This window comes from Bacillus sp. Au-Bac7, from assembly GCF_021341655.1.
Taxonomy (GTDB): domain Bacteria; phylum Bacillota; class Bacilli; order Bacillales; family Cytobacillaceae; genus Niallia.
On the sequence record NZ_JAJTTG010000006.1, the window covers coordinates 37,624 to 57,281 of the forward strand.

17 protein-coding genes and 1 pseudogene are annotated in these 19,658 nt (G+C 40.0%); 12 read left to right on the forward strand and 6 right to left on the reverse strand.

All coding sequences use genetic code 11. The annotated features are described in order from the left end of the window. Positions 1-24: 24 nt before the first annotated feature. The 7 genes from LXM54_RS18175 (at position 25) to LXM54_RS18205 (ending at position 5,817) form a co-directional block, all read left to right on the forward strand. Positions 25-957, forward strand: a complete 933-nt coding sequence (locus LXM54_RS18175) for an ABC transporter ATP-binding protein (RefSeq protein ID WP_233316666.1) — start codon at positions 25-27, stop codon at positions 955-957. An 11-nt stretch (positions 958-968) separates the two neighbouring features. After that, complete coding sequence (locus tag LXM54_RS18180; RefSeq protein WP_233316667.1) at positions 969-2,234, forward strand: ABC transporter permease; 1,266 nt, start codon at positions 969-971, stop codon at positions 2,232-2,234. Continuing rightward, positions 2,231-3,319, forward strand: a complete 1,089-nt coding sequence (locus LXM54_RS18185) for an ABC transporter permease (protein WP_233316668.1) — start codon at positions 2,231-2,233, stop codon at positions 3,317-3,319. The genes LXM54_RS18180 and LXM54_RS18185 overlap by 4 nt, the downstream gene beginning before the upstream one ends. Before the next feature lie 117 nt (positions 3,320-3,436). Beyond that, the gene (locus tag LXM54_RS18190) at positions 3,437-4,027 is read left to right on the forward strand and encodes a DJ-1/PfpI family protein (RefSeq protein ID WP_233316669.1); all 591 of its coding nucleotides are present in this window, start codon (positions 3,437-3,439) and stop codon (positions 4,025-4,027) included. A 15-nt stretch (positions 4,028-4,042) separates the two neighbouring features. Continuing rightward, positions 4,043-4,513, forward strand: a complete 471-nt coding sequence (locus LXM54_RS18195; RefSeq protein ID WP_233316670.1) for a DinB family protein — start codon at positions 4,043-4,045, stop codon at positions 4,511-4,513. A gap of 46 nt (positions 4,514-4,559) precedes the next feature. Beyond that, the gene (locus LXM54_RS18200) at positions 4,560-5,411 is read left to right on the forward strand and encodes a pentapeptide repeat-containing protein (RefSeq protein ID WP_233316671.1); all 852 of its coding nucleotides are present in this window, start codon (positions 4,560-4,562) and stop codon (positions 5,409-5,411) included. A 100-nt stretch (positions 5,412-5,511) separates the two neighbouring features. Next, positions 5,512-5,817, forward strand: a complete 306-nt coding sequence (locus tag LXM54_RS18205) for a DUF3243 domain-containing protein (RefSeq protein WP_233316672.1) — start codon at positions 5,512-5,514, stop codon at positions 5,815-5,817. A 34-nt stretch (positions 5,818-5,851) separates the two neighbouring features. Here the strand turns inward: LXM54_RS18205 and LXM54_RS18210 are convergent, their stop codons facing one another. Next, entirely contained in the window at positions 5,852-6,754 is a 903-nt protein-coding gene (locus tag LXM54_RS18210) for an ArsR/SmtB family transcription factor (protein ID WP_233316673.1), read from the reverse strand. Positions 6,755-7,004: 250 nt separating this feature from the next. Here LXM54_RS18210 and LXM54_RS18215 point away from each other — a divergent pair. Both LXM54_RS18215 and LXM54_RS18220 read left to right on the forward strand, forming a co-directional pair. Next, positions 7,005-7,494 (forward strand): annotated as a pseudogene (locus LXM54_RS18215) (NUDIX hydrolase). Continuing rightward, positions 7,491-7,988, forward strand: a complete 498-nt coding sequence (locus tag LXM54_RS18220; protein ID WP_233316674.1) for a GNAT family N-acetyltransferase — start codon at positions 7,491-7,493, stop codon at positions 7,986-7,988. Before LXM54_RS18215 ends, LXM54_RS18220 begins: the two are co-directional and overlap by 4 nt. Before the next feature lie 42 nt (positions 7,989-8,030). On the opposite strand, the gene LXM54_RS18225 is transcribed toward LXM54_RS18220, so the two are convergent. Beyond that, positions 8,031-8,594 (reverse strand): DUF2777 domain-containing protein, encoded by a 564-nt coding sequence (locus tag LXM54_RS18225; protein WP_233316675.1) that lies wholly within the window; start codon positions 8,592-8,594, stop codon positions 8,031-8,033. Between the two features lie 252 nt (positions 8,595-8,846). Here LXM54_RS18225 and asnB point away from each other — a divergent pair, with 252 nt between their 5' ends. Next, complete coding sequence (gene asnB, locus LXM54_RS18230) at positions 8,847-10,694, forward strand: asparagine synthase (glutamine-hydrolyzing) (protein ID WP_233316676.1); 1,848 nt, start codon at positions 8,847-8,849, stop codon at positions 10,692-10,694. A 27-nt stretch (positions 10,695-10,721) separates the two neighbouring features. Here asnB and LXM54_RS18235 read toward each other — a convergent pair whose 3' ends face one another. After that, on the reverse strand, positions 10,722-11,678 hold the full coding sequence (locus tag LXM54_RS18235) for an AraC family transcriptional regulator (RefSeq protein WP_233316677.1): 957 nt from the start codon (positions 11,676-11,678) through the stop codon (positions 10,722-10,724). A gap of 276 nt (positions 11,679-11,954) precedes the next feature. Here LXM54_RS18235 and LXM54_RS18240 point away from each other — a divergent pair, with 276 nt between their 5' ends. Both LXM54_RS18240 and LXM54_RS18245 read left to right on the forward strand, forming a co-directional pair. Beyond that, positions 11,955-13,949: a glycoside hydrolase family 127 protein gene (locus LXM54_RS18240; RefSeq protein ID WP_233316678.1), complete on the forward strand. Its 1,995-nt coding sequence runs from the start codon at positions 11,955-11,957 to the stop codon at positions 13,947-13,949. Between the two features lie 70 nt (positions 13,950-14,019). Beyond that, positions 14,020-15,105, forward strand: coding sequence for a DNA alkylation repair protein (locus tag LXM54_RS18245; RefSeq protein ID WP_233316679.1), 1,086 nt, complete (start codon positions 14,020-14,022; stop codon positions 15,103-15,105). A gap of 39 nt (positions 15,106-15,144) precedes the next feature. Here the strand turns inward: LXM54_RS18245 and LXM54_RS18250 are convergent, their stop codons facing one another. The 3 genes from LXM54_RS18250 to LXM54_RS18260 all read right to left on the reverse strand — a co-directional run bounded on the left by LXM54_RS18250 (position 15,145) and on the right by LXM54_RS18260 (position 19,450). Next, complete coding sequence (locus LXM54_RS18250; RefSeq protein WP_233316680.1) at positions 15,145-16,047, reverse strand: DMT family transporter; 903 nt, start codon at positions 16,045-16,047, stop codon at positions 15,145-15,147. Between the two features lie 112 nt (positions 16,048-16,159). Next, positions 16,160-17,920 carry a glycoside hydrolase family 13 protein gene (locus LXM54_RS18255; protein WP_233316681.1) on the reverse strand — a complete coding sequence of 587 codons (1,761 nt, stop codon included), beginning with the start codon at positions 17,918-17,920 and terminating at the stop codon, positions 16,160-16,162. Positions 17,921-18,046: 126 nt separating this feature from the next. Further along, on the reverse strand, positions 18,047-19,450 hold the full coding sequence (locus LXM54_RS18260) for an L-cystine transporter (protein ID WP_233316682.1): 1,404 nt from the start codon (positions 19,448-19,450) through the stop codon (positions 18,047-18,049). Positions 19,451-19,658 lie beyond the last annotated feature (208 nt).

The following is a 19,658-nucleotide window of genomic DNA, read 5'->3' on the forward strand; positions in this document are numbered from 1 at the left end:
CTGTCATTAGAAAGGATGATGACAATGCTTGAAGTGATTGATTTATCCAAACAGTTTAAACATAACAAAGTGGTCAATTCTGTTAATTTGTATTTGGAAAAGGGAGAGACAGTCGGTCTTCTTGGTCCGAATGGTGCTGGGAAATCAACGACAATTTCGATGATTTCTTCCCTCCTTGCGCCAAGCGGCGGTGATGTTCGGCTGCATAATGTAAGCATATTAAAGACACCGGAAAAGCTGCGCAAAATACTTGGCGTTGTCCCGCAAGAAATCGCCTTGTATATGGAGCTGACGGCAAGAGAAAACCTGATCTTTTTTGGCAAGATGCACAAAATTCCTAAAAGTGTGCTGCAGTCAAGGGTGGACGAAGTGCTGGATATTATTGGATTGAAGGACAGACAGAAGGACCTTGTGAAGACATTTTCCGGAGGAATGAAAAGACGGCTAAATATCGGGGTAGCCCTTATTCATGAGCCGGAAATTATCATAATGGATGAACCGACAGTCGGCATTGACCCTCAATCGAGAAATCACATATTAGAGACAGTAAAGCGATTGAACAATGAAAAGAATATTACGGTCCTTTATACGAGCCATTACATGGAGGAAGTAGAATACCTATGCAATCGGTTGTACATTATGGATCATGGCAAGATTATCGCTTCAGGCTTAAAGGAGGAAATCAAAAATATCCTGTCTGCAGAAACAGCGATTAATATTCATGTCGAAATGATTAAGCATCCCTTTGTGGAGGTGTTAAGGAATCTGCCTAATGTTCAGCAGCTCTCTATTAATCAATCAACTATTACTATAATTGTGCCGAAGGAAATCCAGCTATTGAAAGATATCTTCCGTCTGGCAGAGGAGCACGAGGTGAATGTGCTTGCAGTCAATATTGAAACACCAAGCCTGGAGGATGTGTTTTTGCATTTGACAGGGAGAAAGCTTCGGGATTAGGAGGAGAGTACATGTTCTGGCATATGGTAAAAAAGGAAATTCTGATGATATGGAGAAGACCTAGGGAACTGGTGGTTCTCCTCTTAATGCCTTTTATATTAATTACAATATTAGGAAGTGCACTGGGCACAATCATGGATGGAGGAGAAGAGTCTGGCAGCTTACATGCAAAGCTGTTGGTCGTCCTAAAAGACGATACTGTAAACGCTCAAAAGGAGACAGTATCTGAAATAGAGGCTTCCACTGTAAGTCCGGAAGAGAAAAAGATGCAAATGGATACTGTTTATGCAGTAGATCCTGTTTCAACTTTTATGCATGAGATAAAAGAAAATAAAGAACTAAAGAAACTGGTAACCATGACCGTAGTTGAGGAAGAAAACAGTACTTCAGCAGAGGAAAGTGAGTATACAGGGATTTTGACAATTCCATCGGGCTTTACAGAACAGTTTTATCAGAAATTACTTTATGGCAAAGAAATTTCTGCAGAGTGGAGCTTTAAAGAGACAGACAGCACATCTCTGGCAGCGACTGTGTTAAAAGATATACTGGTGAGCTATCAGAAAGAGCTCTCTTATATGAATATATCTGCCGAATTGAACAGTGAGTATACACCGACAAATAGCTCTGCTGTCGGAAAGCTAGAAAATGTCACGAAGAAAAAAGTAGTGGATTCTTTTTCTTATTATGCGATAGGAATGTGTGTCATGTTTGTCTTTTTTGTAGCTTCTACTGTAGCAGGCTTTGCTTACCAGCAGAAAGAGTCGTATATGTACCAGCGCATCCTTCTGGCAAATGTGTCGCCATATACCTTTTTCTTTGGCATATTTGTATCAACATTTTCCCTTTCCTTTATACAGCTGCATTTATTATTTGGATTATCTGCATTAGTATATGATGTTGTGTTTGCCAGCTTTATTCATTATTTTGTTGTGACATTCTTGTTGAACATACTGGCAGCAAGCTTCGCTGTGTTTACGGCAGCTTTATCATTCCGAGCAAATTCCAACAATGTGCCTACATTGTTTACTAATATGCTGATTCCTATCCTTGCCTTTGCTGGCGGAAGTTATTTTGATTTGAGTGCTAGTGGGGGATTCATGGAGACACTTGGTGAGTTTTCTCCATTAGGGGCTGCAATTACAGCCTATTTAAAAGTATATCAAGGCTACAGCCTGATGGATATAGCTGGGCAAATGGAAGCGATTCTCCTCTTTAGCGGTATCTTACTGCTTGTTTCAGTTGTGTTATTGATGAGGAAAAGAGGTGCTTTAGCATGAAGGGGATACTTTGGGGGAAATTCAGAAAATTTCTGCGCAGACCTGGGTCGTTTCTCATTACCGCAATTATTTGTGCTGTCTTTGCTTATTTACTCGGCTCCAGCTCATTCACAAAGGTAGAGATACCTGTGTTTGCTAAGGATACTGTAAAAGCAGAGGAAATAGTAGAAGAATTAAATGAAAGTGACAGCTTTCAGTTTAAATTATTATCTGAAAAAGCAACATTGGAACAAATTGAAGAGGGAAAGGCAGATCTTGGGGCAGCGCTGGAGGACGATTCATATACCATTTATCAGGCTGCAGAAACGGAAACTTCAATGGCAGTGCACCGCTATTTAGAAGAATATTATCAAAATCATTCTAAACAAGCACAAATCTTCAGCAGCGCCCAGGATAAAAAGGAAGCGGAGAGAAAAATAGCAGAAATATCGGAAAATCCGCTGCTGCCAATAAAATTTGCCAAATCACAGGAAGAGAGCAGCTATGATCAATCTCTTCAAGCATTATTTGGATTTACCTTATTCTTTAGTATATACACCGTAGCAAATACGGTTGTAGAAATATTGCGTGATAAACAGAACGGCATATGGGACCGATTTATCTTGTCCTCCACAAGCAAAACACAGCTTTATCTCGGCCATCTTCTTTTCAGCTTTCTGTTAGGATATTTACAAATAATGCTTATTTTTCATATATTTAAATTCGGTACAGGTGTTGACTTCAATGGTAATTTTGCCGTAGTGTTCGGTGCTGTTATTCCGTATTTATATGCGATTGTTGCATTAGCCATTCTGCTGACAGGGCTAGTCAAAACAGTAAGTCAGTTTAATGCCTTTATTCCCTTGATTGCAGTGAGCTTTGCGATGCTGGGCGGAGCATACTGGCCACTGGAAATCGTTACATCTGACTTTTTGCTGTTGCTGTCCAAATTTGTGCCTGTCACATATGGGATGGAGCTGTTGAAGAAAGGTGTAATTGACGGTGCAGGACCAATGGAGTTGCTGTATCCTGTCGGCATTCTTTTACTGATGGGAACATTAATGCTGGGAATAGGTATACGGCTTATTGAACGAAGACATATTTAAGCACAATCCCCTCCTTAAAGGAAGGGTTTTTTTAAGGAGAAAAATAGCTCTAAAAAAGAAGGAAATAGTTGTCAAATGTTGAAGTATTAAAGACTTAGGAAGGGAGAAATCTTTCCCATGAAGAAGCGAACTGTAGGTATTCTTTTATTTAATGAAGTGGAAGTCCTTGATTTTGCCGGACCATATGAAGTCTTTTCCTTATATGCCCCACCAGAAGAGCATGATAATCATTACTTTCATGTAGTGACCATTTCAGAGACAGGAGAGCTTATTAACGCTCGAAATGGTTTGAAAGTAAAGCCTGATTACAGCTTTTCAAACCATCCCCAGGTTGATATTGTCATTGTGCCAGGTGGAAAAGGTGCTGAAGTACATGAAATACATAATCAAAATGTCATTGCATGGATAAAGCAGCAATCCATTCAGGCAGAAGTGATGGCCTCTGTATGCACAGGTGCACTGCTGCTGGCTAAAGCAGGCTTACTGGATGGCAGAAGCGCAACAACTCATTGGATGGACATAGACAGGCTGGAGGGAGAGTTTCCACTTGTAAAGGTTAAGCGCGGTGTCAAGTTTGTCGATGAAGGCGACGTCATTACATCAGGAGGGATAGCAGCCGGTATTAATATGTCCTTTCATCTTATTAGCCGGCTTTATGGAAAGGAAGCAGCGATAAATACAGCCAAAAATATGGAGTATGAGTTGTAGCAGAGGTGCAAAGGCATGAATAAATATTGTGGAGCAGCCTTAAATCAAATCCGGATTGCGGTCGATTCAATAAAGGAACTGATGATGTCTTTACGTGAGGAAGACCTTACTTTTAGGCCTACGTTAACGAAGTTCTCCATTGGCGAATTATTAGAGCATCTTTCATTGATATGTGAGGCAGATTTATTGATTGCCTCTGGCATGTCAAAAGAGGAGATGGAGAGTTTTTATGTTGAACATAAACTTAGCAGTCTCTCAAAAATGGAGGCAGCTATTGATCATTCATTCTTATTGCTCAAGAGCACATATGAAGGCTTTTCTGATGAGCAATTATTCGAGCAAATCAAGTCGTATTGGGGCACGGTTTATACGCGGTATGAGTGGCTGTTGGAAATACTGGCTCATATTTATCATCATCGTGGCCAATTACATGCCATGCTTGTTCATATGTATAGAAAGGAACCACCAATAGCACTTTTTGAATAAAAGTGCATTAGGGCTAATAGAAAGTAGATTATTAGGAAGTGGAAAAATGAAAAGTGGGATTCAGGAAAAAATAGATTACTATAGTTCATATAAGCCAGATTGTGAAAACTGTTTTGGTTTATGCTGTGTAGCTTTGCCGTTTGGTAAATCGGCGGAGTTTGCAGAAGACAAGGAAGGAGGGAAGCCTTGCAAAAATCTCGGGGAAGATTACCTGTGCGGCATTCACCAGCATCTCCGCCCGAAAGGTTATAAAGGCTGTACAGTATTCGAGTGCTTTGGTGCCGGTCAGAAGGTTTCGCAGTTCACCTTCAAGGGAGTGACTTGGCGGGATTCCCCCGCTGTTGCAAAGGATATGTTCAAGGTTTTCCCAATCATGCAGCAGCTGCATGAAATGCTTTGCTATTTAGATGAAGCACTTCAGCTAAAATCTGCAATAGGATTAAAAGCAGAGCTTACAAATGCCTTTAAGGAGACGAAAAGGCTGTCGGAATTAGAGCCAGCAGAGATTATGGAGCTATATATTCCTGCACATCGGGCTGTGGTTAATGAGCTTCTAAAACAAGTGAGTGAGCTTATGAGACAAAAGGTGACTGAAAAAACCAAGCTTCAAAAAGGACGGAAAAAGAAAAAAGGGAGCGACCTGATCGGAGCGAATCTGCGCAATCAAAATTTGCGGGGAGAGAGCTTCAGAGGTGCATGGTTAATCGCAGCAGACTTACGAAATGCTGATTTAAGAAATGTTGATTTTATTGGTGCTGACTTACGCGATGCTGATATTAGGGGAGCTGATTTAACTGGCAGTATTTTTCTGACTCAAATTCAGCTCAATGCCGCAAAAGGAGATAGTCATACTAAGATTCCTCGCACACTATCTAAACCGGCTCATTGGTCTTGCTAAATTTCTAGTAGATAGTAATATATTCCAATAAAATAATAATAGTTTTAACAGGCTTACATTGGGAATATAGAAACTAACACTAGAAAAGGAGTGAGTCATAATGGAAAACAAAGTAGAAACAAAAGTAAATGATAAGCTTCAGAATATGAGTAGTGAAAAAAAGGATGAAATTTTATCAAGCTTTGAAGGATTTAAGGAATACCTTTCCGACAAGGTGGAAAAAGCAGATAAGCTAGGCTTAAATGAAGAACAGATTGCAAAAGCTGCCCAGAAGGTAGGAGACTTTTTAGCTGCAAAAGAGGAGCCGCGCAACAGAGAGGAAAAACTTCTTCAAGAGCTTTGGAAAGCAGGAAATGAAGAGGAACAGCATAAACTGGCTCATATGCTTGTAAAGCTTGTGAGCTGATGAAAAAAAAAACCGCCAAAAAAGGCGGTTTTTTTCATAGATAATACAATTTAAAGTTAATATCTTGGTCATGGTTGCCGAATTTTTTCCCGAATACAGTCGCGCCCCCGACATGCTCGGCATCTTCCTTCACTTCTATGCGGAAGGTCCATCTGTCTGTGCTTGTATCTAAATCATCGACTGTGATGCCTGACATAGGGTCTCCATCGATATATGTGCCATGGTTGGTGATGCGGATAGTTTTGAGCAGCCCGTACTGGTTGATATTATGAGGCCACCAATCAGGAGTGAACTTTCCTCTTGTATCAGCAAAATCTCCAGGACTTCTCCATGTTCCTAATTCAATTCCATTCAATGAAAAGGTAATATCTGACGGCCATACATCATTGGCGAATGGGAATTCAGAACAAATTTCCAAGCTAATTTCAAATTGCTGCAGCTTTTCATCTTTTTTCAAGAAATTGGCAATATTATATTGCACAAACCCTTGAGTGAACCAAATAATTTCTGCATCCATTCTCTTTGGATCCATAAAGTAGCGGGGCTCATCGACACGGCCGATAAATTCTTTATCTGTTGCTAGTCCACATGTCGGCTTTAAATCATAATCGGTATAATGTCCAATTGGCACAGCAGTTTCATAGGATGCAAACGAGTGAAATATCTTTTTGGGAAAATTTATTTCAATATGATCGACCTTTAAAATCGAAATCTTTTGCAGTCCAGATTTTCCTGGCACTCTTTCTGTCTTAATTAAACCAGCATCTTCTAATTTTTTTATATGCTTTGTCACAATAGCACTGCTGATTTCTAATTCCTCGGCAATTTCTTTAATGTTCATTTTATTTTTGCTGAGGAGTTGAATAATCTTGATGCGAACTTCGCTGGCTAGTGCTTCATAAACAACTAATGAGGAATTGTCGATCCCTAGTTGCATGGAAATCCCTTCTTTCGAAACGAATGGTTAATTAAATCTATATTATCTTTATAAAAATAACATAAAGATTAATTACTGTAAATATATTAAGATTTATAATTTAATAATAAACTGTTTTGTTAATTTAATAATATTTGAACAATGTTAAATTTACTATTTCATTTATTTTAGTTAATAGAAGAAAGGGAATGTCAAAAAAGAGGGGAAAAAAGGGGAAACCCAGAATGAAAATAGAATTGGGGGGAGTATGATGGAAGAAAACGCCAAGTTTCATAGAGCTTTTGGTGTATATGGTATATTCCTTGATAGTGAATACTTGCTTGTTATCCACAAGAGTCAAGGACCGTATCGCAACCGCTTCGATTTGCCTGGGGGAAGTTTGGAGGAAGGGGAAAGTTTAGCAGAGGCAATAGACAGAGAGTTTCTAGTGGAAACAGGTCTTGAGATTTGTCACAAAGAAAATATTGGAATCACGGATTTCATGTTTCCCTGGGAGATGGAGAGAATTCACACATGTTCATCATATAGCTGTATTTTATGAAGTGAGGAACTTTAGTGGGGTTATCACTGCCCCAGAGCAGTTTGTTGGACAAGATTCCCTTGAAGCTGTATGGATGGACCTGAACGAGTTAACGATGGATAATTCCTCTCCGCTGGTTATGCAGGCAGTAAACTGGACGAAAACGCGGAGTTTCCCTTTAAAGGTGAACAAGCTACAGGTTTGGGAGGTAAAGAAATGAAGTTGCGTAAAGCAGTTACAGCTGATGCGAAAGGCATTGCGAAGGTTCATGTTGACAGCTGGAGAACAACTTATAAGAACATGATTCCTGACGCCTTTTTAGAGCAATTATCTTATAAAGAGCGGGAGCAAATGTGGATATCAGCTATTCCAGGCGGCCATGTTTATGTTGCGGAAACCGGGGCAGGCAAGATTGTCGGTTTTGCGTGCGGCGGCAAGGAAAGGAGCGGCAAGTTTGAAGGGTATGATGGCGAATTATATGCTGTTTATTTGCTTGCAGAATACCAAGGGAAAGGAATTGGCAAAAAGCTCGCAGATGCTGTAAAACAGCATCTACAGGGTATGGGCTTAACTAGCATGATTGTGCTTGTACTAGAAGGCAATGGAGCATGCCGGTTTTATGAAGCCATAGGAGGAAAGCAAATCGGCAGGATGGAGGACAAAATTGGCGGCAAAACAGTTTATGAGCTCGTTTATGGCTGGGAAAAAATATGACGCAAAAAAACTTCAGCAGATATTCTGCTGAAGTTTTTTTTCTTAAGAGGACAGCTTTTCGATAATCATCCGTTTGCCAGTATTCAAGGTAAACTCAAATCTGTCGGTAATTTTCTCATTATAATAGAAATGATGATTGACACTGCACAGGCCTTCCTGATTATCAAAAATCATCATATTCACACCATTTTTTCGTTTGTCATCTCTTAAGAAGGTTAATTGGTTATAACAGTATATACAGTCATAAATAGAGAACTTCATGGAATTCAGGGTGGTGATGAACTGATAAAAGCTGTCATCACTGATCTCGTCAAGAAGACGTTCTAACGAGAATACAAGATGTTTGCGAATCCTGATTTTATCTTCAGTGCACATCCCATAAATCGAGCCAGAGCTGTTGATTCTTCCTTCATCCAAAAGGATTCCTTTTCTCCATTTGTTAAAGCAGAATAATTCCACTTCTTGATGAATATATTCATCTAGCATGGTTGCTTCTTCTGTTTCATCGTCGAAAAATATCCATTGGTCATTGATGTATTCGACTGTTCCTTGTGTAAAAGCACGGGTTTGGTACTCTATAAGCTTTAGTCTCTGCTGATTGTTCATTTCTTTGTAAACCTCCCAATTACTTCCCATAAATTCTTTTTAGACATTAAAGTTCAAATTTATAACTGAATGCCATTATTATTTTTGTTTTAGTTTTTAGGTGAAACTGCCATGCAAAGATCTAAAATGATACAGCAGGAATGATTTATTAGATTCATTTATCAGGACAAATAACCATTTTTCTAATCATGCATACAATACTCCATACTGATTGGTATCTAATCACAATTCCACGAAGAAAGGATGATCATCATGTGTGGAATCACAGGTTGGGTTGATTACAGAAAAGATCTGAGAAAAGAAGAGGATACTTTGTCTGTTATGGCAGAAACGCTGGAAAAAAGAGGTCCAGATGATACAAATGTATGGAGTGCCCTTCATGCAGGCTTTGGCCACAAACGTTTGATTGTGGTAGATCCCCTTTGTGGAATCCAGCCGATGACAAAAGTAAAACAAGATTTTGATTATACGATTTGTTATAACGGTGAATTGTACAATACGGAAGACATACGCAAAGAATTACTAATAAAAGGATATTCATTTAATGGCCATTCTGATACAGAAGTTTTATTGGCTTCTTACATGGAATGGGGCGAGGATTGCTTACAATACTTAAATGGAATTTTTGCTTTTGCGGTTTGGGATGAAAAAAGAAATTCACTGTTTATCGCCAGAGACCGCCTTGGTGTTAAGCCGCTGTTCTATGCAGAGGTTGGATCAAGCTTACTATTTGCTTCGGAAATCAAGGCTATACTTGCCAATCCTCAAGTGAAGGCAGAATTAGACAGAGAAGGGTTGGCGGAAGTATTTGCACTTGGACCGTCCCATACACCTGGATCAGGGGTTTTCAGAGGCATTAAGGAATTAAGACCTGGGCATGCCTTGAAATTTTCGCAGGATGGCTTGAAGATATGGCGTTATTGGAATGTGAAAAGCGAGCAGCATGAGGATACGTTTGAAGAAACAGTTGAAAAGGTGCGCTTTCTGTTCAAAGATGCTGTAACGAGACAGCTAGTATCAGATGTGCCGTTAAGCACTTTCCTTTCTGGCGGGGTCGATTCCAGTGCGATTACAGCTATTGCTGCAATGGAATATGAAAAATCAGGCAAAGGACCGCTGCACACATACTCCATTGATTATGAAGGCAATGACCAGTTCTTTAAAGCAAATGAATTTCAGCCTAATTCTGATGGTGTTTATATTAAGAAAATGACGGACACTTTCGGTACGATTCATCATAACTGCATTATCACACAGGAAACGCTTGCCCAATTTCTCCATGAGGCTGTTACTGTCCGTGATCTGCCGGGAATGGCTGATGTTGATTCTTCCTTGCTGTGGTTTTGCCGTGAAATTAAAAAAGACTTTGTCGTGAGCTTGTCAGGTGAATGTGCGGATGAAATTTTCGGCGGGTATCCATGGTTCCGGAGAGAAGCAGATCTTGCAAGAGGAGGATTTCCATGGATGCGTTCAATCAAGGAGCGACAAGGGTTGCTAAAACAAGAGTGGAGCAGCAAGCTGCAGCTTGAGGATTATATGTATGATAAATACAATCAAACTATTGCTGAAACACCAAAATTGGAAGGCGAAAGTGCAGAGGATGCAAAAAGAAGAGAGCTGTTCTATTTGAATCAACTGTGGTTCATGACAACTCTATTAGAAAGAAAAGACCGAATGAGCATGGGTGCGAGTCTTGAAGTCAGGGTGCCATTCGCAGACCATCGATTAGTAGAATATGTATGGAATGTACCTTGGGAAATGAAAAACTACAAAAACAGAGAGAAGGGGCTTCTCCGCAAAGCACTTGAGGGGATTCTTCCAGATGAAGTACTCTATCGCAAGAAAAGTCCTTATCCAAAGACACATAACCCTGTTTACACGAAAACGGTCACAGATATGCTGACAGGAATTTTGGCAGAAAAGGATTCGGCTTTATACGAATTCTTTGATTATAACCAGCTCAAGGAGATTATCAATACTGGTGGCTCAGCCTTCAAAGAGCCTTGGTTCGGTCAGCTTATGACAGGTCCGCAGCTTCTTGCGCACTTGGCACAACTTCATTATTGGTTTAAAGACTATAATATTAATATTGTAGATTAATATTAAGCGGGAGCAGATGCTCCCGCTTTATTTTATGATTATTGCTGTTCTCAAGTGTGGCGGCATAGGAATGTCAGGATCGACAGACACTGTGTTCGTATACGTCTTAGTGTAGGCATCACGAAATTTACTTGGGGTAATTCCTTCATAGCTTTTAAATAATTTCATGAAGTATTTCTCATCATCGAAACGCAGCTCAAAGGCAATTTCTTTGATTGTTTTATTCGTTGTACAAAGGAGTTCTTTTGCTTTATTAAGCTTTAATGTATGGATATAACGAATTGTGCTCATACCGATATTCTTTTTAAACAGCCTTGTCAGATGATCAGGGTTCATGGAAAAAGTGTTAGCAACTTCTCTTACATTAAGGGGTTCGTGAATATTGACTCTAATCCATTCAAGTATTTGGGTGAACTTTTGCGTCTTTTCACTTATCGTATTTTGATGGAGCAGCTGTTTGCTGTATTGTTCAGTAAGCTCAATTAACAACTCTGTCAGCAAGTAGTCGACAGAGAAGGTGCTGTAGTAGGAAGCATTTGCTATATCTAAAATTTGCTTCATTAAGATAAACGGTTTATCACTGTATGAAAGACTAAAATAATCAGGCAAAAAAACGGCATTATTAATTGCATGCCTATGTGCTTCTATATCACTTGCCAACAAATGGCTAATAAATTTCTCAACTGGATACATATCTGTCTCACAGAAAGGAATAAAGTGCATCCAAAAAAAGCTTGCTCCTTTTTGAGAAGGAGCATATCCATAGTAGTCAATTTCTGGTGGTATAAGCAGAACATTCCCCTGCTTGACTTCATACTGATGGTGGCCCACTTGGATGTAAACAGATTTGTTTAAACCAATAATAACCTCAAAATCCTTCTTCAGCCGCATTTGTTTATGCTGCCAGTCGTCACTGCTGACAAAACGGCCGCATTTGTAATAAGCAAGCGGTCTTTCAATGTTGAATTTCCAAAGCTGGTCCATCTACATCTCGCTCCTTGCATATTGTTTTTTCTACCAAATGTCGTTTTTGTTCACCTTATTGTATTTTTACATAAAGAGTAAGCGTTAACAATAATGTTAGCATAAATGCCAGTAGATAACGACAGGCAAGCTACGAAAATATCTTGTGAAAGTTATTTCTTAGAAGTCGGATTTCACCACTAAATCTACTGTTTTAGCAGTTTTTACTCACCCTTAAAGCGATTACAATAGGGGGGGATGTACGTAAAAAAGCTGTAAAAAGCAGGAGGAATAAGAATGTCAAACAATGTGCAAGCAGACAAGTCGATACATGTGAATAAGGTAATAATTAACGACCAATTTTGGAAGCGATATGCCGACATTGTGAAAACAGAAATGATTCCATATCAATGGGAAGTGCTCAATGACAGGGCTGATATAACAATCGAAAAGGAGCGGAATGACCAAAACATTCCTTCTGAAAAAAGTCATGCCATCGAGAACTTCAAGATTGCTGCAGGGCTGAAGGAGGGCAGGCATTACGGCTGGGTATTTCAGGACAGTGATGTATATAAATGGCTTGAAGCAGTGGCTTATTCTATTGAGAAGGAGCATGATCCACAGCTGATTGAATTGGCTGATGGTGTTATTGATTTATTGGCACTTGCCCAAGAGAAGGATGGCTATTTAAACACATATTTTACAATTGAGGCTCCCGAACGGCGGTTTAAAAGGCTCGCCGAAAGCCATGAGCTGTATTGTGCCGGTCACTATATGGAAGCAGCTGTAGCTTATTATAATGCAACAAAAAATGAAAAAGCCCTCACTATTGCCTGCAAATTGGCGGACTGTATTGATGCAAGCTTTGGTAATGAGGCAGGAAAAATAAAAGGCTATGACGGACACGAGGAAATCGAACTTGCCCTTGCAAAGCTGTATGAACTTACAAAGGAAAAGCGGTACTTAAATCTTTGCCAATTCTTTTTATACGAGCGAGGACAGGATACTAGTTTTTTTGAAAGACAATGGCAAGAGGAAGCTGGCGAGAATGCGGTGATTGGGGGAATGAAACATTTGCCGCTAAGCTATTATCAGGCACATAAGCCAATCCTTGAGCAAGAAAGTGCGGAGGGGCATGCAGTTAGGCTTGTGTATTTATGTGCAGGCATGGCGGATGCTACTTTTTTAAGCAAAGATGAAGAAATGCTGCAAGCCTGCAAAAAATTGTGGAAGAGCATTACAGCTAAAAGAATGTACATTACAGGCGGAATTGGCTCAACCGTTCATGGAGAAGCATTTACTAGTGACTATGATTTACCGAATGATACGATGTATTGCGAAACTTGTGCTTCCATCGGTCTGATTTTCTTTGCGCAAAACATGCTGAAAAACGAAGCTGACAGTACGTACAGTGATACATTAGAAAGAGCACTCTATAATGGTGTGATCAGCGGAATGGCTTTAGATGGGAAGCATTTCTTCTATGTTAATCCCCTTGAGTCTAATCCTGAGAACAGCTTGAAGGACCCGGGAAAAAGCCATGTGAAGCCGACAAGGCCAGCTTGGTTCGGATGTGCTTGCTGTCCGCCTAATCTGGCCCGCCTGCTTGCATCCATTCATAAGTATTTGTACTCACAAAAAGGCGATTGTCTTTATGCAAATTTATATATTGCCAATAAGGCAGAAATCGATTGGAATGGTAAGCAGATAGAGATTACGCAAGAATCAAACTATCCATGGGAGGGAGAGGCTAAGTTTCAGTTTCAGCTGGAAGAGCCAGCTGAATTCGGCTTTTGCCTGCGCATACCAGCATGGTCGAAAACGTATAAAGTTACTGTTAATGGCATCGAAATAAGTGACAGCTTGATGAATGGTTATATGGTGATACGAAGGACTTGGGAAACTGGAGATGAAATCTGTGTCACCTTGGATATGAGCATCCAGGAATGGTCAGCAAATCCTCATGTTAAAGCAGATTTAAATAAGATTGCCATCCAGCGCGGCCCAATCGTCTATTGTATGGAGGAAGCAGACAATGGGAAGTGCCTTCATCTTTTCCGCCTGCCAAAGAACAAACAATATCATTATCGGTACGATTCAGAACTGTTTGGTGGAGCGGGACTCATTGATGTTACAGCAGAAAAAAGAGTTGTGGAGCAGGAATGGGAAAGTCAGTTGTACAGCCAAGGGATGGCGGAGCTTTATGAAGCAGCATCTCTTACACTGATTCCTTATTATGCTTGGGCAAACCGCTCGGTTGGGGAAATGCAGGTTTGGCTTGCTAAAGAATGAAGGAAGCTTGAGAATTTGATATTTAGGCCGCTTACTTATATGATTAGAAAAAAGAGTTTAAGAGGTCTTTATGGAGCCATTAAAAAATATTTATAATTTGCAGTTTATCACTAAACTAGAGGATGTTATTACATTAAATTACCCTGCATTCGAAAGGGAAGCGTTCCGCACCAAGTTGTTTGAGGCTGATTGGGAGGAGCTAGCACTTAAGGAAAGGATGCGCCAGATTACCTTGTCGCTTGCTCCGTTTTTGCCCCAGGATTACAAGCAAGCAATCGAAATCTTGCGCAAATGCGCTCCGTCCTTTACTGGATTAGGCGGGATTATTTTCCCCGATTTTGTGGAGCAATACGGGCTGGAGGAATGGGAGCTTTCTGTTGAAACCCTTGCCTTCTTTACAGAATTCTCTACGTCAGAGTTTGCAGTAAGGCCTTTTCTTATCAAGAACCAGACGAGAATGCTTGCACAGATGGAAGAATGGGCTGAAAGCGAGAATGAGCATATTCGCAGGCTTGCAAGTGAGGGCTGCCGTCCGAGACTGCCATGGGGACTGTCAGTGCCTGCTCTAAAAAAAGATCCTACTCCTGTTTTGGTTATTTTGGAGAAGTTAAAAGAAGATGAAGCATTATATGTCAGAAAGAGCGTAGCCAATAATTTAAATGATATTTCGCGAATTAATCCTGATTTGGCAGTAACTATTGCACAGAGCTGGTATGGCAACAGTCAAAAAACGGATTGGATTGTGAAACATGCAAGCAGGTCGCTGCTCAAGAAGGGTGATCCTCGTGTATTGCAAATCTTTGGATATGAGAGCAGTGACAGCTTAAGCTTGGCGGACTTTACGATAACACCTGAAAAGCTTGCATGGGGTGAGAATATTGCTTTTTCATTCACTTTAATATCGAGGATCGAAACACCACATAAAGTAAGAGTAGAATATGCCATAGATTATGTGAAAGCAAACGGCACTCGCAGCAGGAAGGTTTTTCATCTTTCTGAGCTGGAGTGGAGGGGCAGCATGAAGAAAACCTTCGCAAAGAACCATTCCTTTAAAGACTTGACGACAAGAAGACATTATCCTGGTGTTCACCGTATTGCCATTATTGTCAATGGAACAGAGAAGGCTGCCCTTGAGTTTGAACTTATACAAACGTAAAAAAACTGGAGAGCCTCCAGTTTTTTTAATTTCAATCTGCTATATTGTTTTTTCATGCTGAACTGGCTTCGGTTTCTGCTGTTGCAGAAGGAAGTAAAAAACACCTGCCAGCACTAATAGTCCGCCGGCAATTTGTGAACCGGAAAGTCTTTCATTTAAAAGAATTACAGCAAGAATGGTTGCTCCGACAGGTTCTCCTAAAATACTCATCGAAATAGTTGTCGCATTTACATAGTTTAACAGCCAATTGTTAATTACATGACTAAGTGATGGGACGATTGCAAGCAGCAAGAAGATGCCCCATTCCTTTGGCGGATAGCCTGTAAATGCTTCCCCAGAAGATAGATTAAAAATAGTCAGCAGCATGGCAGCAAATAAAAATACAGTGGAAGTGTAAACCCAATGGGACACCTTTTTCACAATAGACTGGCCAATTAACAAATAGCCGACAACTGCTATCACGCTTAAGAAGGAAAGTAAATCGCCAAGCAAGCTTGCCTTGCTTAAGCCAATATCGCCCCAGCCAATCATCATGGCGCCGATTATAGCAATCCCCATTGTCATAATGGCGCTTGACGTTGTCCTTTCACGGTAAAGGAGAAATCCTCCCGCCAATGACACGAGCGGTTGAAGAGCAAGAATGATAGTAGAGCTAGCTACTGTTGTCAGCTTCAAAGAACCGAACCACAGTGCAAAATGGAGAGCAAGGAAAGCTCCTGAGAACAGGAGGAACCACCAGTCTTTTTTTGATAGTTTCTTAAATTCTTTTCTGTTTATATAGACCATTGGAAGCATCAAAATTCCTGCGAGCCACATGCGGTACATGCTCAGTATTGTTGCTGGAGCATCCGACCATTTGACAAAAATAGCAGAGAAGGAGATAGCTATAATGGAAATTGCCAATGGGATGGCAATTGATTTTGTGCCTGTTGTCTGTTCCACAATTTACCCCCTTCATTACATAATAAGTAAATGATAGTACTATCTATTCGGTTAAACAAGAGGTTTTTTCCAAGTTTAAGAAGCTGGATGAAAGGGCGATGAGTTCAGCCAGCTAAATATAAAAATGGAGAAGAATATTTTCATAAGCACCGAGATTCACGTTTAAATGTTCTGATTCGGCAGCATATTCCTGACATGTTAGTGGCATTGTTAACTTTTTTCCCTTTAGTGAGAAGGGCAATGGATAACTTACTTGGTCTGGACTGTTATTCATCACAGTCATAAATATTTCATTTTCGTTCCTATGGCAATAAGCAATGCAATTATTTAGGACAGGAAGGAAGGCAAAGCTTGCGTTTCCCGAGAGGATAGCAGCAGACTTTCGAATCGAAATCAGTTTTTTTAAATATTCCTTTATTTCCACGTTCTGTTTTTCTTTATCCCATTCCATGCATTTTCTGCAGCCAGGATCGCTTCCGCCATCAAGACCAATTTCATCGCCGTAATAAATACATGGTGTGCCAGGAAAAGTGAATAGAAAAGTAAACAGCTGCTTAACTCGTTCAGGTCTATAATGGGACTCCTGCATAACCCGAGGTGTGTCATGGCTGCCGATAATGTTAAAGAGGACTTTATTAACATTGTCTGGATATGCATGGACAATGGAGGTCATATCCTCGACGAATCCTTTAGCAGAAATCATGTCATAAGCAAAAAACTGCAAAGACTTGGAAAGCAAGGGATAGTTCATAACAGAATCAAATTGTTCGCCTCTCAACCAAGGCATGGAATCATGCCAAATTTCTCCTAAGATGAAACAATCTGGTTTTACCGCCTTAACACGCTTCCTGAATTCCCGCCAAAAGGCATGATCGACTTCATTGGCAACATCTAGCCGCCAGCCGTCAATATCACATTCCTTGATCCAATATTCAGCAACATGCAGCAAGTAATCTCTTACCGCTTTATTAGCTGTATTGAACTTTGGCATATCCTCATAGAAGCCGAAGGTCTCGTAATGAAAGCCAGAGCTGTCCTTTAATGGATATTGATGGACATGAAACCAATCCTTATAAGGAGATCTCTCTCCATTATTCAGCACATCCTGAAATGGCGGGAACATATAACCACAATGATTAAATACAGCATCAAGCATGACGCGAATTCCCCGCATATGGCACTCGCTCACAAGTTGTTTTAAAATGCTGACATCTCCGAAATGGGGATCAATCTGCAAGTAGTCAATTGTATTATATTTATGATTGGAATTGGCATAGAAGATCGGTGTTAAGTATATGCCTGTAATTCCTAAATCCTGCAGATAATCTAATGAGTCGATGATGCCTTGCAAATCTCCGCCGAAATAATTCGTCAAGCCAGGTGCCTCTTGCCCCCAAACAGCGGTTTCGATTGGATTTCTGTCAGGATCGCCATTGCGGAATCGTTCTGGAAATATTTGATACCAGATTGTTTCTCTCACCCAATCTGGCGGTGTGAATAGTTCTGTTTCATGTATATAAGGCAAGCAGAAGTAATAGCCTGGATCTTCGGGCAAAAAAGGAAAGAAGCCCTTTTCTGTAAAGGTAATCTGTTCATCGCCTTGTTTGATAATGAAACCGTAGCGAAGCCGTTTAAGACTATCTGTAACAGAGGCTTGCCAGTAATCATGAAGCTGATCAGAGCCTGTCTTTTGCATCTCAAGCAATGAATTTTGCCATCTGTAGTTGCTGGTTTTATATTGGTCGCCATAAATCAAGGTGACAGCATGGACGTTGTCTTTTTTTGTCCGGAGGCGGATATGGAGTATATCTTCCTTGTAAAGATAGCAGAAATTATCTCCAGTCCGATGATAGATGGAAGCCAAATCAATCATTTCCCCACACTCCCTTTCCTACAAGTCATTTTCAACAGTGTAGCCAATTTGCAGAAAACCTATAAGGGAAAAGAAGGCGAAAAAAAAACCAGACATTGAACATTCAATGTCTGGTTAATTTACTCTTTAAACAGCTGTGCTGCTTGTAGGAGTATTAACATCAATATCTTTATTATAAGTATCAGTGTCCAATTCACCTAGTGCTTTACTTGCAACAACTCCAGAAACCATTGAGCCGCTCACATTTAAAGCAGTACGTCCCATATCGATTAGCGGTTCAACAGAAATCAATAATCCAGCCAATGCAACAGGCATATTTAATGTAGACAGAACGATTAATGTAGCGAATGTCGCTCCGCCGCCGACACCGGCAACACCAAAGGAGCTAAGCATAACAACAAGGATTAAAGATGTGATGAAACCAGGTGATAACGGGTCAATCCCTACAGTCGGTGCAATCATAACAGCCACCATAGCAGGGTAAATTCCTGCACAGCCATTTTGTCCGATAGAAACACCAAATGAAGCAGAGAAGTTAGCGATTGCTTCAGAAACACCAAGTTTAGATTTTTGAGCATCAATATTCAAAGGCAGTGTTCCTGCACTTGTGCGTGAAGTAAAGGCGAATGAAAGCACAGGAAGCACCTTTTTCACATATTTTGCTGGACTTAATTTTAAAGCAGCAAGGATAATCAAATGAACGATAAACATTGCTATTAAAGCAACATATGATGCAATTACAAATTTACCAAGTTTAACGATAGCATCAAGATTGCTGCCTGCCATTGTTTTTGCCATTAAGGCAAGAATTCCGTACGGAGTTAAACGCAATACTAGTGTAACGATACGCATGATAATTGTGTAGACAGCTTCGATCATTTTCTCGAAGAATGCTGCCTGTTCTGGATTTTTACGTTTAATGCCAAGCAATGCCACACCTATAAAGGCTGCAAAGATTACAACAGCAATCGTTGAAGTAGGACGAGCACCAGTTAAATCTGAGAATGGATTAGCTGGCAAGAATTCAAGAACTTTTTGTGGAATAGTTGTGCTTTCCACTTGTGTCAAACTTTCCTCAAGCTGCTGCCCACGAAGAGTTTCAGCATCACCTGAAGTAATGTCAATTGCTTTTAAGTCAAATCCGACTGCAGAAGCAATCCCAATTCCTGCAGAAATTGCAGTAGTCAATAATAATGTTCCGATAACAAGACCGCTGATTTTCCCAATATTGCTTGCTTTTTTCAAACGAGTAAAAGCAGAAATAATGGAGATGAACACTAGCGGCATAACAATCATTTGCAGAAGCTTCACATATCCGCTTCCAATAAGACTGAACCAGTCATTTGATTGAATTACTACTTCTGAAGTAGGTTCATATATTAATTGAAGAATGATACCAAATAAAACACCAAGACCTAAGCCGGTAAATACACGCTTTGAAAAGGATACGTGTTTCTTTTGCATGTAGTATAAAACGCCAAGCAAAACTAGTAAAACGACAATATTAACAACGGTTAAAAATATGTCCATTGTAGTTTCCCCCTATAATTATGTATAAGTTCATTTAAATCCTATCGGTTAAATAGGAATTACTAAAAGTACAATAACATGATTATATGTAAAAGTAAATAAATAAAATTAAATAATTTAGTTAAAATGTCTAAACAGTGAAAACTTTTATTTTGAAAGAAGAGGTTTTCCAAAGTACCTTGCCATAAATAAATTTTTTACAACCATA

Excerpts from the sequence above, each read along its gene's own strand:
- LXM54_RS18245 (WP_233316679.1), top strand. The coding sequence starts at position 14,020 with ATGGAGCCATTAAAAAATATTTATAATTTGCAGTTTATCACTAAACTA.
- LXM54_RS18185 (WP_233316668.1), top strand. The coding sequence starts at position 2,231 with ATGAAGGGGATACTTTGGGGGAAATTCAGAAAATTTCTGCGCAGACCT.
- LXM54_RS18205 (WP_233316672.1), top strand. The coding sequence starts at position 5,512 with ATGGAAAACAAAGTAGAAACAAAAGTAAATGATAAGCTTCAGAATATG.
- LXM54_RS18180 (WP_233316667.1), top strand. The coding sequence starts at position 969 with ATGTTCTGGCATATGGTAAAAAAGGAAATTCTGATGATATGGAGAAGA.
- LXM54_RS18210 (WP_233316673.1), bottom strand. The coding sequence starts at position 6,754 with ATGCAACTAGGGATCGACAATTCCTCATTAGTTGTTTATGAAGCACTA.
- LXM54_RS18190 (WP_233316669.1), top strand. The coding sequence starts at position 3,437 with ATGAAGAAGCGAACTGTAGGTATTCTTTTATTTAATGAAGTGGAAGTC.
- LXM54_RS18240 (WP_233316678.1), top strand. The coding sequence starts at position 11,955 with ATGTCAAACAATGTGCAAGCAGACAAGTCGATACATGTGAATAAGGTA.
- asnB (WP_233316676.1), top strand. The coding sequence starts at position 8,847 with ATGTGTGGAATCACAGGTTGGGTTGATTACAGAAAAGATCTGAGAAAA.
- LXM54_RS18260 (WP_233316682.1), bottom strand. The coding sequence starts at position 19,450 with ATGGACATATTTTTAACCGTTGTTAATATTGTCGTTTTACTAGTTTTG.
- LXM54_RS18225 (WP_233316675.1), bottom strand. The coding sequence starts at position 8,594 with ATGAACAATCAGCAGAGACTAAAGCTTATAGAGTACCAAACCCGTGCT.
- LXM54_RS18200 (WP_233316671.1), top strand. The coding sequence starts at position 4,560 with ATGAAAAGTGGGATTCAGGAAAAAATAGATTACTATAGTTCATATAAG.
- LXM54_RS18175 (WP_233316666.1), top strand. The coding sequence starts at position 25 with ATGCTTGAAGTGATTGATTTATCCAAACAGTTTAAACATAACAAAGTG.
- LXM54_RS18195 (WP_233316670.1), top strand. The coding sequence starts at position 4,043 with ATGAATAAATATTGTGGAGCAGCCTTAAATCAAATCCGGATTGCGGTC.
- LXM54_RS18255 (WP_233316681.1), bottom strand. The coding sequence starts at position 17,920 with ATGATTGATTTGGCTTCCATCTATCATCGGACTGGAGATAATTTCTGC.
- LXM54_RS18235 (WP_233316677.1), bottom strand. The coding sequence starts at position 11,678 with ATGGACCAGCTTTGGAAATTCAACATTGAAAGACCGCTTGCTTATTAC.
- LXM54_RS18220 (WP_233316674.1), top strand. The coding sequence starts at position 7,491 with ATGAAGTTGCGTAAAGCAGTTACAGCTGATGCGAAAGGCATTGCGAAG.